The sequence below is a fragment of the Bradyrhizobium barranii subsp. apii genome (assembly GCF_011516635.5).
In the GTDB taxonomy this organism is placed as follows: Bacteria; Pseudomonadota; Alphaproteobacteria; order Rhizobiales; family Xanthobacteraceae; genus Bradyrhizobium; species Bradyrhizobium barranii.
In genome coordinates this window covers 5,749,012-5,763,871 of the sequence record NZ_CP096255.1, presented here as the reverse complement: position 1 = coordinate 5,763,871, position 14,860 = coordinate 5,749,012, and the positions used below count along the sequence as shown (strand labels likewise).

Below are 14,860 nucleotides of genomic sequence, written 5' to 3'. Positions count from 1 at the left end.
GTAATCCACCTCTGTACTCTCGTCTGGTTGAGAGAAGCGGTGGATTACGCCTTCGGCTAATCCACCCTACGCACCGAGTTTGTTGCTATGTCCCGCAGAACGTCTGCAGCACTCGCTGGTCCGGCAGCGGCGGATCGGCGTAGGCGGCATAGTCCGGCTGCTCCTCGAACGGCTTGGCCAGCACCTTCACCAGCTCTTCGAACGGCGCGTAGTCGTCGTTGTTCACCGCGGCCTGGATCACGGCCTCGACGCGGTGGTTGCGCGGGATGAAGATCGGGTTGACGGCGTGCATGGCGGCCTGCCGCTCGGCTGCGGCCTGCGGCTCCAGCGCGGTGCGCTCGCGCCAGCGTCTGGCCCAGTCGTCGAGGGCTGAGGGGTCCATGAACTGCGCGCGGACGTCGGCAGCGGCGGCCTCGTCGCCTGCGGCGTCACCGAGCTTGCGGAAGGTGAGGGTGAAGTCGGCCTGGTTCTTGGCCATGGCGTCCAGCAGGTCCTGGATCAGCGCCTCGTCGCCGTCGCGTTCCGTGAACAGGCCGACCTTCTTGCGCAGGCCTGCTTGATAGGCGGTGCTGAACGTCTCGGAGAAAGCGCCGAGAATGTCCTGGGCTTCCGCGACCGCCTTCTCCTGATCGTCGGAGAACAGCGGCAGCAGGCATTCGGCGAGCCGGGTCAGATTCCACAGCGCGATGCGCGGCTGGTTGGCATAGGCATAGCGGCCCATCTCGTCGATCGACGAAAACACCTGCGCGGGGTTGTAGGCATCCATGAAGGCGCAGGGGCCGTAATCGATGGTCTCGCCCGAGATCGAAGAGTTGTCGGTGTTCATCACGCCGTGGATGAAGCCGACCAGCAACCAGCGCGCGATGAGATCGGCCTGACGCGCGACGACGCCGGCGAGCAGGGCGTGATAGGGGCGCTCTGCATGGAGCAGATCCGGATAGTGGCGGGCGATGACGTGGTCGGCGAGCCGGCGGATGGCGCCGGTGTCGCGGCGGACGGCGAAGAACTGGAAGGTGCCGACGCGGATGTGGCTCGCGGCGACGCGCGTCAGCACAGCGCCGGGCAGCGCGGTCTCGCGGATGACGTGCTCGCCGGTGACGACCGCGGCGAGCGAGCGCGTGGTCGGGATGCCGAGCGCAAACATGGCTTCGCTGACGATGTATTCACGCAGCACCGGACCCAACGCAGCACGGCCGTCGCCGCGGCGGGAGAACGGGGTGGGACCCGAGCCCTTGAGCTGGATGTCGCGGCGGATGCCGTCTCTGTCGATGACCTCGCCGAGCAGGATCGCTCGGCCGTCGCCGAGCTGGGGCACGAATTGCCCGAACTGGTGGCCGGCATAGGCCATGGCGATTGGGTCGGCGCCAGCGGGAACCGTTTTCCCGGCCAGGATTTCGGCACCCTCAGGGGTCTCTAGCAGGTCAGGGTCGAGCCCGAGCTGGACCGCCAGCGGCCGGTTCAGCTTGATCAGCCGGGGGGCGGCCACAGGGGTCGGCGCGACCCGGGCAAAGAAGCTGTCCGGCAGTGCCGAATACGAGTTCTGGAAGGGGAAATGGACGGTCATGGAGGTAAAGATAGGCGGGGAACGCCTGATGGCAAAGGCTTGAGGCCCAATCGGCCAAAAATGGGCGCTTCGGCCCCAAAACAGCCCGTTCCCTTGGTTGCCGCCTCCGGCCTCGTCGGGTAAACCCTGCCGCAACTTCGGACCGGTCGTTTCAGGCCGTCCGATTCGACCCCTCCGACATTGATTTTGGGACGACCATGCATCGCTACCGGTCACATACATGCGGCGCGCTCCGCGAGAGCAACATCGGCGAAACAGTTCGCCTCTCGGGCTGGGTCCATCGCGTTCGCGACCATGGCGGCGTGCTGTTCATCGACCTGCGCGACCATTACGGCCTGACCCAGTGCGTGGTCGATCCGGACTCGCCGGCGTTCGCGCTGGCCGAAAAGCTCCGGTCGGAATTCGTGGTCAAGATGGACGGCAAGGTCCGCCGCCGCCCCGAGGGGACCGACAATGACGATCTGCCGACCGGCAAGATCGAGATCTATGTCAGCGAGATTGAGGTGCTCGGTCCGGCCGGCGACCTGCCGCTGCCGGTGTTCGGCGATCAGGAATACCCTGAGGACATCCGCCTGAAGTACCGCTTCCTCGATTTGCGCCGCGAGAAGCTGCACCAGAACATCATGACGCGCGTCGAAATCATCAAGTCGATGCGTCGGCGCATGGAGGGGCAGGGGTTCTTCGAGTTCAACACCCCGATCCTGACTGCGTCCTCGCCGGAAGGCGCGCGTGACTTCCTGGTGCCCTCGCGCATCCATCCCGGCAAGTTCTATGCGCTGCCGCAGGCGCCGCAGCAGTACAAGCAGCTGCTGATGATGTCGGGCTTCGACCGCTATTTCCAGATCGCGCCCTGCTTCCGCGACGAGGACCCGCGCGCCGACCGTCTGCCGGGCGAGTTCTACCAGCTCGACGTCGAGATGAGCTTTGTCACGCAGGAGGACGTGTTCGCGGCGATGGAGCCCGTGATCACCGGCGTGTTCGAGGAGTTCGCCAAGGGCAAGCCGGTGAGCAAGAACTGGCGCCGTATCCCGTTCGCCGAAGCGCTACGCAAATACGGCAGCGACAAGCCGGACCTGCGCAACCCGATCGAGATGCAGGACGTCTCCGAGCATTTCCGCGGCTCCGGCTTCAAGGTCTTTGCGCGCATGCTCGAAGACCCCAAGAACCAGGTCTGGGCGATCCCGGCGCCGGGCGGTGGCAGCCGCGCGTTCTGCGACCGCATGAACTCGTGGGCGCAGGGTGAAGGCCAACCCGGTCTCGGCTACATCATGTGGCGCGAGGGCGGCGAGGGCGCGGGTCCGCTCGCGAACAACATTGGGCCAGAGCGTACGGCTGCGATCCGCGCGCAGATCGGCGTCAAGGAAGGCGATGCCGCCTTCTTCGTCGCCGGCGACCCCGACAAGTTCTGGAAATTCTCAGGTCTTGCCCGCAACAAGGTCGGCGAGGAATTGAACCTCACCGACAAGGAGCGGTTCGAGCTCGCCTGGATCGTCGACTTCCCGATGTACGAGTACAACGAGGACGACAAGAAAGTCGACTTCTCGCACAACCCGTTCTCGATGCCGCAGGGCGGTCTCGACGCGTTGAAGGGCCAGGACCCGCTGACCATCAAGGCGTTCCAGTACGACATCACCTGCAACGGCTACGAGATCGCCTCGGGCGGCATCCGCAACCACGTGCCGGAAGCGATGGTGAAGGCGTTCGAGATCGCGGGTTACGGCGAGCAGGAAGTGGTCGACCGCTTCGGCGGCATGTACCGCGCCTTCCAATACGGCGCGCCGCCGCATGGCGGCATGGCCGCGGGCGTCGACCGCATCGTGATGCTTCTGTGCGGCACCAATAATCTGCGCGAGATCTCGCTTTTCCCGATGAACCAGCAGGCCATTGATCTGCTGATGGGCGCGCCGTCGGAGCCCAGCACCAAGCAGCTCCGCGAGCTGCATGTGCGGGTGAATCTGCCGCAGAAGTGATCTGAGCCGGTTTTCGGTCCCGTACCCCGGACGCAGCGCAGCGCGACTTCGGCGGTGCGCTGCGGAGCCGGGGCCCACGTCTCGGCGAGCAGCGGCGCTTCTGGGTCCCGGCTCTGCGCAGCAGCGTAAGAACGCTGCAGCGCGTCCGGAACACAAGACCACCGCCGTCGCCTACAGCCCCGTCGACGCCTCGATCCTGAACTGCGCCAGCGCGACGATCGGCTCGCTGTTCAGTGCGTCCATGAGCTGAAGCACCGGCACCTTGCCGAGCGGGGTCAGCTTGATCGTCAGCGTCTGACCTGAGGTCTCGACGAAGCCGGCGAGTGCATCGACCGCCGCTTTGGCATCGAGATTGGCGGCCGTGACCTTCTCGCCCTGCGCGCGGATCATCTCGGCGATGGTACTGCGGGCGGCGTCGCGGCTGACATTTTGCATGCGCGAGAACTGCGCCACGACGAGATCGACTACGCCGCTGTCACGCAGGGAGAGTTCGAGCGTGCCGGTCTCGACCTGCGCCATCTCACTCATAGCCTCCATCGGGTCGGTCATGGTGAACAGGCCGCGCGGCACATTGGCGAGCGCGAAGCGGGCCTGCGCCTTGGCGAGGTTGCCGAGATCAATGGTGGCGGGCGCAAGCGCAAACGCGCCCGAGGACTCCGTCCAGGCGGCGCCGAGATCGAGGTCGATCGCCAGCTTGTCCACGCCCGCCATGATCAGCGGCCGCTGCGCCGGATTGGAGGGATCGGTCGGCGTGACCATCTTCACGACCAGATTGGCCTTGCTCGGGATCGATCCGACCAGCTGGCCCCAATTCAGGCTGATCGTGTCGATGGTGACGAGCTGCCGCGTGTTCTTGAAGGGCGAGACCACGCCCTTGATCTCGGCACCTTCGAGCACCCGGAACAAGCCCAGCATCTGGTCGGGCGAGGGCGCCTGCCCGGGATTGCTGAGGCCAGCGGCCCAGCGCATCAGGTTCGTAATGCTGAACGATTTGAGCGCGAAGCGCTCCATCTTGAACTGCCCTTGCGGCGACGGCGTATCGACGCCCTCGACGGCGAACTCGCCCTCGCGGTACCTGACCGCATTGATCTTGGCTGTTCCCTGCGGCGTCCCGATCGACGTCTTGCCCATCTCGGCCTTGCCGATGCGAATACCCTCGTAGACCCCGGCGATCTTCTCCAGCAGGTCGCGCGCCTGCGCTGGCGTCTGGGGCGCCGATTGATCCTGCGGCAGCGCGGCGAGCACGTCGGCCAGCCGGAATTTCGACGGCTGCACGGCGATGTCCTCGATGGCGAAGCCGTCGATATCGACGCGCATCGCCTGTGCCGATTTGAGCGTGTACGGGCCTGCCGAGACTTGCCGGTAGACCCGGCGATAGTTGTCGTCGCCGCTCGTCTGCGGATCGAGCGCCGCGAGGATCGCGGTGGCATCGAAATCGTTGACGATGATGTTCGACAGCTCGCCTGTCAGCTTGTCCGGCTTGCCTGGCTGCTTCACCTCGACCGAGATGACGGCGCGGTCGGCCTTCATCGCATCGATCTTGCCGTGCTTGAGGTTCTGGATCGCCAGCCCGGTATAGGTGAACTCGCCGCTGCCGGCGGCAGCGTTGCCGGAATCGAAACTCATCGTCAGTGTCGGGGCCGTAAGCGACGAGGCCGTGACGCCCGTGTACTGGCTGAGCGCATAGCGGTACATCTCGATCGGGGAGTTGTCCGCTGGCCCAGCTGCGGCGTGAACGGGACCGGCGTAGTCGCGCATCGTCAATTGCGGGATCTTGTAGGAGACTTTCAGTTTTGCCGGGGGAGCATGGCCCAGTGCGACCTCAACACCGGTGATGTCGATGCTGTCGGCCGAAAACCTGATATCGTCGACCAGGCGAACGCCCGTTCCTTTGATGCCGGCGATCTTGATCTGCGCCTGCGGCAGGTTGCCGGGAGTGACCGCGATATCCTCGATCGTCAGCGTCCGGGTCGCGAGCTCGAACGTGATCTTGCCGTGGCTCGCCTTGCCGCCCTGTTGGCGCATCTGCTCGAACGCCGCCTCGACCTCGCTGGTCGCGCGGTGCTGGACATAGAAGTTGAAGCCGAACCATCCGCCCGCGGCAAGCACGGCTGCCACGATCAGGCCGATCAGGATCCGCTTCATTCCCAGCTCCAGTTGCCCGTTTTGCACTGCGCAACCTGCCATATTCGGGAAATGCCGCGCGGTCTAGGGAAAGCTAGCGCTATCAGGTATTTGACCATGCGCCCTGTTGACGGGGCCGTAATCGGATGTTGCCACCGGGGCGCCCGCCGTGCTTCATCCCGTTTCCATGACCCGGAAATACCGTCCGCTTGGGCGGCGGCTCCGGATGAGGCATTTTGAAGCCGGTAACGCGAGGCGAGACACCGCATGTCGTCTTATTCTGATGATCTCCACCAGGCGGCGCTGGCCTATCACCGTCTGCCGCGCCCCGGAAAGCTCGAGATCAGGCGAGCAAGCCGCTCGCCAACCAGCGCGACCTCGCGCTTGCCTATTCTCCGGGCGTTGCTGCCGCCTGCACCGAGATCGCCAAGAACCCGGCGGAGGCCGCCACGCTCACCACCCGCGCCAATCTGGTCGCGGTGGTCTCGAACGGCACCGCGGTGCTCGGCCTCGGCAATATCGGCCCGCTGGCCTCCAAGCCGGTGATGGAGGGCAAGGCGGTTCTGTTCAAGAAGTTCGCCGGTATCGACGTGTTCGACATCGAGATCGCCGCCGACACCATCGAGCGCGTGGTCGAGACAGTGGCGGCGCTCGAGCCGACCTTCGGCGGCATCAATCTCGAGGACATCCGCGGACCGGAATGCTTCGAGATCGAGGCGCAGCTGAAGGAGCGCATGAAGATCCCGGTCTTCCATGACGATCAGCACGGTACCGCCATCATCGTCGCCGCCGCCATCACCAATGGCCTGAGGCTGAACGGCAAGAAGCTGTCCGACGTCAAGATCGTGGCGTCGGGGGCGGGGGCCGCCGCGATCGCGACGCTTAACCTCCTGGTATCGATGGGCGCGCAGCGCAAGAACATCTGGGTCTGCGACATCGACGGCCTCGTGCATGAGGGCCGCAACACCACGATGGACCGCTGGAAGGCGGTCTATGCGCAGAAGACCGACAAGCGCACGCTGGGCGACGTCATCGGCGGCGCCGACATCTTCATCGGCCTGTCGGCACCGGGCGTGCTCAAGCCGGAGATGGCCAGGGCGATGGGCGACAAGCCCCTGATCATGGCGCTCGCCAATCCGACCCCGGAGATCATGCCGGAGGAGGCGCGGAAGGTGCGCCCCGACGCCATGATCTGCACCGGCCGCTCCGACTATCCGAACCAGGTCAACAACGTCCTCTGCTTCCCCTTCATCTTCCGCGGCGCGCTCGACGTCGGCGCCAGCGCCATCAACGAGGAGATGAAGCACGCCGCGGTCGAGGCCATCGCGCAGCTCGCGCGCGAGGCGCCGTCGGATGCGGTCGCGCAGGGCTTTGACACCGGCGAAACGCAGGGCTTCGGCCCGGGCTCGCTGATCCCGAGCCCCTTTGATCCCAGGTTGATTCTGCGCATCGCGCCCGCCGTCGCCAAGGCGGCGATGGAGTCGGGCGTCGCGACGCGCCCCATCACCAACTTTGACGAATACACCGCGCTGCTCGAGCGCTTCGCCTTCCGCTCCGGCCTCGTCATGAAGCCGATGTTCGCCAAGGCCAAGACCCAGCCGGTGCGCGTGATCTACGCCGAAGGCGAGGACGAGCGCGTGCTGCGCGCCACGCAAGTGGTGCTGGAGGAGAAGCTGGCGACGCCGATCCTGGTCGGGCGTCCGTCGGTCGTCGAGGCGCGCATCAAGCGCTTCGGCCTGTCGATCAAGGCAGGCAAGGATTTCGACCTCGTCAATCCCGAGGACGATCCGCGCTATCGCTCCTATGTGCAGTCCTATGTCGAGGTCGCCGGCCGCCGCGGCGTGACGCCGGATGCGGCGCGCACGGTGGTGCGCACCAACAACACGGTTATCGCCGCGCTCGCGGTCATGCGCGGGGAGGCGGATGCCATGCTTTGCGGCGTCGAAGGCCGCTACATGCACCACCTCCGCCATGTCCGCGAGATCATCGGCTTCTCCGCGGGGATCATCGACTATGCGGCACTGGCGCTGCTGATCACCAGCAAGGGCGCCTTCTTCATCGCCGACACGCAGGTTCGGCCCAATCCGAGCGCCGAGGAGCTCGCCGAGATAGCCTCGCTGGCGGCGGTCCACGTCCAGCGCTTCAACATCAAGCCGAAGATCGCCTTCGTCTCGCACTCGGATTTCGGCAGCTACGACACCGAGTCCTCGCGCAAGATGCGCCGGGCGACCCAGCTGTTGAAGGAGAAGCATCCGGAGATCGAGGCCGACGGCGAGATGCAGGGCGACACGGCACTTTCAGCTGCTGCGCGGAAAATGGTGCTGCCGCACTCCAAGCTCGAGGGCGAGGCCAACATCATGATCATGCCGAGCCTCGACACCGCCAACATCGCCTATCAGATGATCAAGTCGCTGGCGGATGCGCTCCCTGTCGGCCCGATCCTGATCGGCCCGGCGCGCCCCGCCCATATCCTCACGCCCTCGGTGACCGCGCGCGGCATCCTCAACATGACGGCCGTTGCGGTCGTGGAAGCGCAGGAGCGCGCTGCACGGCAGCAGCCGACGTTGTTTACGTAAGATGCCGTCTTACCCTCTCCCCCTGTGGGAGAGGGTGGATCGCGGCGTTAGCGGCGAGACGGGTGAGGGGTCTCTATCCAGGAGTCCCACCGCTATTGAGCTCGCGAATAGATACCCCTCATCCGGCGCCATAGCCGAAGCTTCGTTTCGGCGTTCTTAAGAACGGCGGCCGCAGGCCGCCTATGCCACCTTCCCCCACAAGGGGAGAAGGTGCACCGCCCGTGCCGCCAACTTTGAATTGCTCGCAGTTCGCCATTTCCCCGTTTGTAAACCGGCGCACGACTCTTCATAATCGCCCGGTACTCTCGTCAAGACGCCTTTTTCAAAAAGCCTGAGCCAAGAGGCCGATCATGCCAGCGTTCGTGACTTTCGGGCGAATCCTGTTCGCCGTGCTGTTCATCTACACGGGCGCGACCAAGTTCTTTCCCCTCCAGGCTACGGCCGATTTCATCGCCACCAAGGTGGTGGTGCCTGAGGTCATCGAGTCCTACACCAAGCAGATCGAGACGGCGACCGCCATGACCACGCCGCAACTGCTGGCGATCGCGGGCGGCGGGCTTGAGATCATTGCAGGCCTGATGATTGCGCTGAACTTCGGCGCGCGCTTTTTCGCATTGCTCATGATCATCTACATCGCGGTTTCGACCGTCCTGTTCTCCGATTTCTGGAATCAGGCCGCGCCCGACAACGCCAGGATGGTGGTCGATGCGCTGAAGAATCTCTCGATCATCGGCGCGCTGTTCATGATCATGGGCTACGGCCGCGCTACGCGCTCAGCCGAGACGGCCTACGGCGACGTGTAAAGCGAGTTGATGGCTCGTCCGACAGCATCTCCGCCCGCGCCGAATATCGCGTCACCCATCTCGGGGCGCGAGACGATCTGGCGTCTGATTTCATGACCAGCCTGAGCGCGGGCGGCACGGTGCACACGCTGCGCGGCGTGCTGGCCTATCACCTTCCGACGCCGTAGCGCAGATCGCCTGCGCTAGACTCGACGCCACGGCGTCACCGTGACGTCATGCGCCGCGTCGAGCAGATACGGCGACCCCGGCTTCATCCCGTGTGACGCCAGCACCTCATGCGGCGTCCGCTCCGGCACGCCGACAAAGCAGCCTTCGCCGCCGGGCAACCGCACATGCGGTGCTTCCGACAGCCAGAACGTGTCGTAGCGGTCCATGAACATGTCGAACACGACGGGGCCGCCGATGATTGCGACCGTGCCGGAGGCGACATCGGCGAAAGCGCAGGCCTCCTCGAAGCTCGCATGCTCGGGATTCCACAGCGTCGCGTTCGGCATCTCCGGGTCGACGGTGAGTGCCTTGATCTTGCGGGTGAGGATCAGCCGCTTGCGCTTCGGCGAATTCGGCTGCTGCTCGTGCGAGTGTCCGCCGTGCACGACGACCGCGGCTCGATCGAGCGCTTGCTCGAAAAAGCGCTTGTCGCCTTCGAACACCAACGTTGAGGGCATGATGTGCGACGGATCGGCAAGCATGCCGTCCGCCGATATGATGACGTAACCTTCAAACCGGAAAGACAATTGCGGTCTATTCCGAGACCGTCGTCACGACGGAATTGACCGGGCGCGTGCTCACCGTCGGCAGCTTGACGTCCTTGAGCAGCTCCTGGTCGTATTCCGGCAGCGTCGAGGCCGGGAACTTGGCGCGCATCGCCACGACCTTGTAGCCGCCGGCTTTCAGCCGCTTCAGCAACTCGGGCAGGGCTTCGGCGGTGTGCTTCTGGAAATCGTGCATCAGGATGATGCCCTTGCCCTTGCTGTCGAGCTTCTTCATGACGGTCTCGATCACCTTCTCGGGCTTCGAGGCCTTGAAGTCGAAGGAGTCGATGTCGCAGGAGAAGATCGCGACGTTGCGGTTGCCGAGATAGGTGACCATCTCCGGCGGGTGCTGGAGCGCCGGGAAGCGGAAGAACGGCGAGGGCGAGATGCCGCCGAGCGCCCACTTCACTGCGGAGAATCCCTTCTCGATCTCTTCCTTGCGCTGCGCTTCCGTGAGCTTCTTGTTGTTGAGGTTGGCGTGCGACCAGGTGTGGGCGCCGACGGTGTGGCCGGCCGCATAGACCTGCTTCAGGATCTCCGGCTCATAGGTCGCGTGCTTGCCGATCGAGAAGAAGATGCCGGTGGTGCATTCGTCGGCGAGAGCCTTCAACACGGCGGGCGTGTTCTTCGGCCAGGGGCCGTCGTCGAAGGTCAGCACGACCTCCTTGTCGCGCAGGAAGTCGAGCTCCTTGAAATGCTCGAAGCCGAAGCCCGGACCACCCGTGGTGTCGATCTCAACCGTGCGGGCGACGCCGAGCGCGCCGGGCGTGTTGCAGGCCGCGCGGGCGGGCTGGGGCGCCTGTTTGGGCGGGGGCGGGAAGGCCGCTTGCGTCGGCGCAGCGGCTGCCGCCGCGGGAGCGGGCGCCGATGCTGCGGCGGGGGCTGCAGCAGGTGCCGCCTGTGTGGCGGCTGCGGGCTTTGCGGCCGGGGTCTGCGACCACGCTGCGCCTGCCATCGCAACCGACATCGCGCTTGCCAAAATCAGTCCTGCCGCCACACGCATGGTGTTGTCCTCGAGATTGATCCCGTTGTTCCGCCGCAGCTTTTCGCCTCTGGCAAAACCATCCTGCCCCTTGATAGTCCTAGCCTAGATGGTGGGCCCTCGTCATTGCAACGGCTGTTTGGCACCCCGCCACAATTGTGCCCAACCGGATGCGGGCTTGCGGGTGTCAGCTGTCGGCCAGCGCCTTCGCAATCGCCGTCTTGACCCGTGTGTCCGTCGGATCGACCGCAGACGGATACACCTCGGCAATGTAGCCGTCGCGCCCGATCAGGTATTTGTGGAAGTTCCAGCGCGGAACGTCGCGGGGGCGCGCCTCGGCCGCCCATTTGTAGAACGGATGCGCCTTGGCGCCGAGCACCACGGCCTTGGCCGCGATCGGGAAGGTAACGCCGTATTGGTGGTGTGCAGTCTCCGTGATCTCGCTGGTGCCGCCGGGCTCCTGGCCACCGAAATCGTTGGAGGGCACGCCGATCACGGTGAGCCCGCGCTCGCGAAACTCGCTCCAGAGCTCTTGCAGGCCGGCGTATTGCGGAGTGTAGCGCGCAGAGCGAAGCAGTGTTGACCACCAGCAGCGGCTTGCCCGTGAACGCGGCAAGGCGGATGTCGTCGCCTGATAATGCAGGGAAGGAGAAGGCATAGGCCGAGATTCGGCTCATGCCGCCATCGGCACGGCTGCGTCCAGCAGACGCGGTAGTCGCGACCAGCGCGGCGAGCATGGTCCTGCGGTTCAGCATGGCAACGTCCCCCGACGTGATCCGGGACGCACCTTATTGCGTCGGCGCGACGCGCCTGGTCAACACCGCGTTATCGGACGCGGGGCGGCGCCACTTCGCTCGAAAGCGCTCTAGTACAGGCGGACGATGAAGTCGGTGCCTTCGCCGGTCTCGCCCTGGTTGATGCCCTGGTCGGAGACGATGATCGAGCCGCCCGATGTCAGCATCTCGTTGATCTTCGCCATGGTGTCCGCAGGGATCGAGATACGGTCGAGTGCCTCGGCCGGGCTGTCCGGCATGACCACGGGCTTGGCTGTAACGGGCTTGGCGGCGACGGGGATCACGGCGGCGCCACGCTGGCGGAGTGTCACGCGGCTGTCATCTTCGCGCGCGGCGGCGCGGGCAGAGACCGGCAGCGATACCACCGACCAATGCAGTGCGTTGGTGTCGGTCTTGTCGACCTCGGCGGTGAAGACGTGGGTGCCGAGCGGCCGGTCGCTCGCAGCGATCGTGACGGGAACCTCGAACAGCGGCGCAAAGTTCTGCCGCACGTAGAGCTTGGAATCCTTGCGGCTGATGAACACCGCGATCTGGCCGGCGCGTTTGGGCGTCTCCGGCTTCGCGGCAGGCGCAGGATCAGCGACGCGGGTCTCGTCCTTCTTGGCGTCGGGCGAGGCGGTGAGCGCCGGTGCGGCAGCGGGCGCATCGGGCTTCTTCGCGGGCTCGGCGGCTTCAGCCTTGGGCGCTTCTGCGGCCTCGACGGGCTTTGCGTCGGTGCTTGCAGGCTTGGCGGCTTCTTCCGACTGCGGCTTGACCGGGGCAGATGCCTCGGCGGTCTTTTCAGACTTGGCCTCAACCTTGTCGGGGGGAGCGGCTGCTTCCGCGCGCACCGGTGCATTGCCGGTGGTCACATCCGACATCACGGTATGGCCGAGCGACGAACGCAGCTCGAGCGCGCTCTCCGCGCTGGCGGTCTTCGTCTCTACGGGTTTTGCTTCGCTGACTTTGGTTGGTGCGGCGCCCTTGTCGGCCTTGTCGCCGACATTGGTCTGCGGCTCCAGGCTGACGGCAGGCTGCGGCGGCACGCGCACCGAGGCGAGCAGGGGATGCGAGAAACTTTGCGGCGACATCTGGCCGGGCGAGACGATCACGCGCGCGCCCATCCTGGTCCAGTTCCACATCTTCACCGCGAACGCCATCGGCATGCGGATGCAACCGTGCGAGGCCGGATAGCCCGGCAGCACGCCGGCATGCATGGCGATGCCGGACCAGGTGATCCGCTGCATGTACGGCATCGGCGCGCCGCTATAGATGTTGGACTGGTGGAATTTGTGCTTCTGGATCACGCTGAAGACGCCCATCGGCGTCGAGTGGCCCTTCATGCCTGTCGACACCGCGGATTCCGCGAACACGCCGTTGGTGTCGTAGACCGTCACCTTCTGCCGATCGATCGACACGACGATCACGAGCGGACCTTGCGGCTTCGTGCCGGCTTCCTTCTCGGCGACGACCGCTTTCTTGCCAGCCGTACTGCGCTTCTGGGGCTTCTGCCGGGGAATGTCGGGATAGCGCTCCTGCCGGGCGGCGTAGGACCCGTCGGAGTAGTCGCTCCAGTAGTAGAACGCCGCGTCCGCCTGGCTGGTCAAGCCAATCGCACCCGCCGCCGTCAAAATGGCGACCTGCCACAGCCGGGTCGGCCTGGCAGAAAAACTGGCCCCGTTCACGCTATTCATTCCTCGAATCCACAATCCAACTCAGAAATTAGTCTCGCAGAGGGGATACGCGTTCACTAGCACGGCAGTTCTGCCGTCAGCGAATTTTGTCCATGACGTAGCAAAAAAGCCTCACGGAGCGGTAAACGGCGGCCGCGACGGCTGCCGGTCGTCTTCCTGACCGGCTGTCGCATGCCTACATTGCGGGGACTTGTTACCGGAGAACTTCATGTCATCTCGTTTCCCCGGTCTTTCCGGCATCCGCTTGAAAGGCCTTGCTTTATTCCTCCTGTTGCTCGCTGTCCCAGCGAGTTCTGCAATCGCCGCCGACGAGCCGGATCTGATCTTCCGCCGCTCGACGGTGTTCAAATGGATGAGCCCGAATGACAAGCTCGCGACCTACGGCCTCGACGACCCCGAGGTCGAGGGCGTGGCGTGTCATTTCACGGTGCCGGAGAAGGGCGGCTTCAAGGGCTGGCTCGGCCTTGCCGAGGAGGCCTCGGATATCTCGCTGGCCTGCCGCCAAGTCGGTCCGATCAAGTTCAAGAACAAGATGGAGCAGGGCGACGACATGTTCCGCCAGCGCCGCTCGCTGTTCTTCAAGAAGATGCAGATCGTGCGCGGCTGTGACGCCAAGCGGAATGTGCTGGTCTACATGGTCTATTCGGACCGGCTGATCGAAGGCTCGCCGAAGAACTCGACCTCGACGGTACCGGTCATGCCGTGGGGACCGGCTGACGCCAACGTCCAGAAGTGCGGCGAGTTCTTCACTCAGTGACGCGCGTGCGTTCACTCAGTGACACTCTTGCGTTCACCCAGTGACGAGAGTGCGGCTGGCGCGCGGTTTTGCGAGATGCGAGCCGGTCAGCCGCACGAATGCTTGTGGCGCGGCCTCGTGGCCGCGGCCCGACTGCAGCGACATTGCCCCGATTGAAGCGACCCGGCTGGGTTGGTCGGCGCGGTCCGTCCGTAGGTCCGCGTCGCGCGGCGTTGCGCGATCTTGCGCCGTCATGATGGCATCCCTCAACTGAACGCGCCCGGTGGTTCCGGACTTCTCGGTTTCGATGGCTTGGGTCGCAGTCGAATCGCCGCCGGTTCGACGGAACCCAGCCCTCGTTCGGGCTTCTCTTCAGCAGAAAAACGTAAAATGCATGTGAAGTGCGGAAGGCGCGCGTGTGACGGCGCGCAGTGTGGGCCTGCTTCCAAGCGCGAACAGAGCCTGCAAGGCCACTTTCAGGCGCGGCGCGACCCATTTGAAAAGACTGGGATTTTCCGCTGAATGTTTCGTCGCCTGGCGCGTGACGAAACAATTCTCACAAAGACGAAACCATTTTCCGCTTTTGGCGCATCACGCGCGAAACGACGCATGGTTATCAGCTTCACAACGACGACGCACCGCCGGCCAAGGAATTGGGACACGAGATCATGCGCACGCTCAGCTTCATCCTTGCCTTCGCTTTCGTGCTCGCCGGCTCTTCGTTCGCGGGGGCGCCGGACGGCAATCTCCCGGGTGTCGGCACCTTCCAGTACAGCGGCTCGCCGGTCACCACCACGGCGCCGCAGCCGATCGTGGTCGCTGCGCGTTTCTGATCGACAGCCAAGAAAATCAAACGAAAAATCACAAGAAAAACCAGCCGATAAAG

9 protein-coding genes and 2 pseudogenes are annotated in these 14,860 nt (G+C 64.8%); 5 read left to right on the top strand and 6 right to left on the bottom strand.

Annotated features, from left to right (window positions below; genetic code table 11):
• Positions 1 to 85 precede the first annotated feature (85 nt).
• Positions 86 to 1,564 carry a protein adenylyltransferase SelO gene (locus HAP41_RS27485; protein ID WP_135215316.1) on the bottom strand — a complete coding sequence of 493 codons (1,479 nt, stop codon included), beginning with the start codon at positions 1,562 to 1,564 and terminating at the stop codon, positions 86 to 88.
• 197 nt (positions 1,565 to 1,761) lie between these two features.
• Between HAP41_RS27485 and aspS the strand changes: the two genes are divergently transcribed.
• Positions 1,762 to 3,534 (top strand): aspartate--tRNA ligase, encoded by a 1,773-nt coding sequence (gene aspS, locus HAP41_RS27480; protein WP_166096148.1) that lies wholly within the window; start codon positions 1,762 to 1,764, stop codon positions 3,532 to 3,534.
• A 171-nt stretch (positions 3,535 to 3,705) separates the two neighbouring features.
• Here the strand turns inward: aspS and HAP41_RS27475 are convergent, their stop codons facing one another.
• Entirely contained in the window at positions 3,706 to 5,679 is a 1,974-nt protein-coding gene (locus tag HAP41_RS27475) for an aq_1923 C-terminal domain (RefSeq protein ID WP_166096153.1), read from the bottom strand.
• Between the two features lie 246 nt (positions 5,680 to 5,925).
• Between HAP41_RS27475 and HAP41_RS27470 the strand changes: the two are divergent.
• Positions 5,926 to 8,234, top strand: a pseudogene (locus HAP41_RS27470) (NADP-dependent malic enzyme).
• 350 nt (positions 8,235 to 8,584) lie between these two features.
• The gene (locus HAP41_RS27465; RefSeq protein WP_063983645.1) at positions 8,585 to 9,037 is read left to right on the top strand and encodes a DoxX family protein; all 453 of its coding nucleotides are present in this window, start codon (positions 8,585 to 8,587) and stop codon (positions 9,035 to 9,037) included.
• 182 nt (positions 9,038 to 9,219) lie between these two features.
• On the opposite strand, the gene HAP41_RS27460 is transcribed toward HAP41_RS27465, so the two are convergent.
• The 4 genes and pseudogenes from HAP41_RS27460 to HAP41_RS27445 all read right to left on the bottom strand — a co-directional run bounded on the left by HAP41_RS27460 (position 9,220) and on the right by HAP41_RS27445 (position 13,238).
• Entirely contained in the window at positions 9,220 to 9,771 is a 552-nt protein-coding gene (locus HAP41_RS27460; RefSeq protein ID WP_166096162.1) for a dihydrofolate reductase family protein, read from the bottom strand.
• 7 nt (positions 9,772 to 9,778) lie between these two features.
• A complete protein-coding gene (locus HAP41_RS27455) occupies positions 9,779 to 10,792 on the bottom strand; it encodes a polysaccharide deacetylase family protein (RefSeq protein ID WP_166096166.1) in 1,014 nt (337 codons plus the stop codon).
• Between the two features lie 166 nt (positions 10,793 to 10,958).
• Positions 10,959 to 11,526: pseudogene (locus HAP41_RS27450) on the bottom strand (glutathione peroxidase).
• A 110-nt stretch (positions 11,527 to 11,636) separates the two neighbouring features.
• Positions 11,637 to 13,238 (bottom strand): L,D-transpeptidase, encoded by a 1,602-nt coding sequence (locus HAP41_RS27445; protein ID WP_166096169.1) that lies wholly within the window; start codon positions 13,236 to 13,238, stop codon positions 11,637 to 11,639.
• A gap of 208 nt (positions 13,239 to 13,446) precedes the next feature.
• Here HAP41_RS27445 and HAP41_RS27440 point away from each other — a divergent pair, with 208 nt between their 5' ends.
• Together HAP41_RS27440 and HAP41_RS27435 are read left to right on the top strand one after the other, a co-directional pair.
• Positions 13,447 to 13,995: a CreA family protein gene (locus tag HAP41_RS27440; RefSeq protein ID WP_166096174.1), complete on the top strand. Its 549-nt coding sequence runs from the start codon at positions 13,447 to 13,449 to the stop codon at positions 13,993 to 13,995.
• A 647-nt stretch (positions 13,996 to 14,642) separates the two neighbouring features.
• Positions 14,643 to 14,807, top strand: a complete 165-nt coding sequence (locus HAP41_RS27435) for a hypothetical protein (protein ID WP_166096179.1) — start codon at positions 14,643 to 14,645, stop codon at positions 14,805 to 14,807.
• The last annotated feature ends 53 nt before the right edge of the window (positions 14,808 to 14,860 follow it).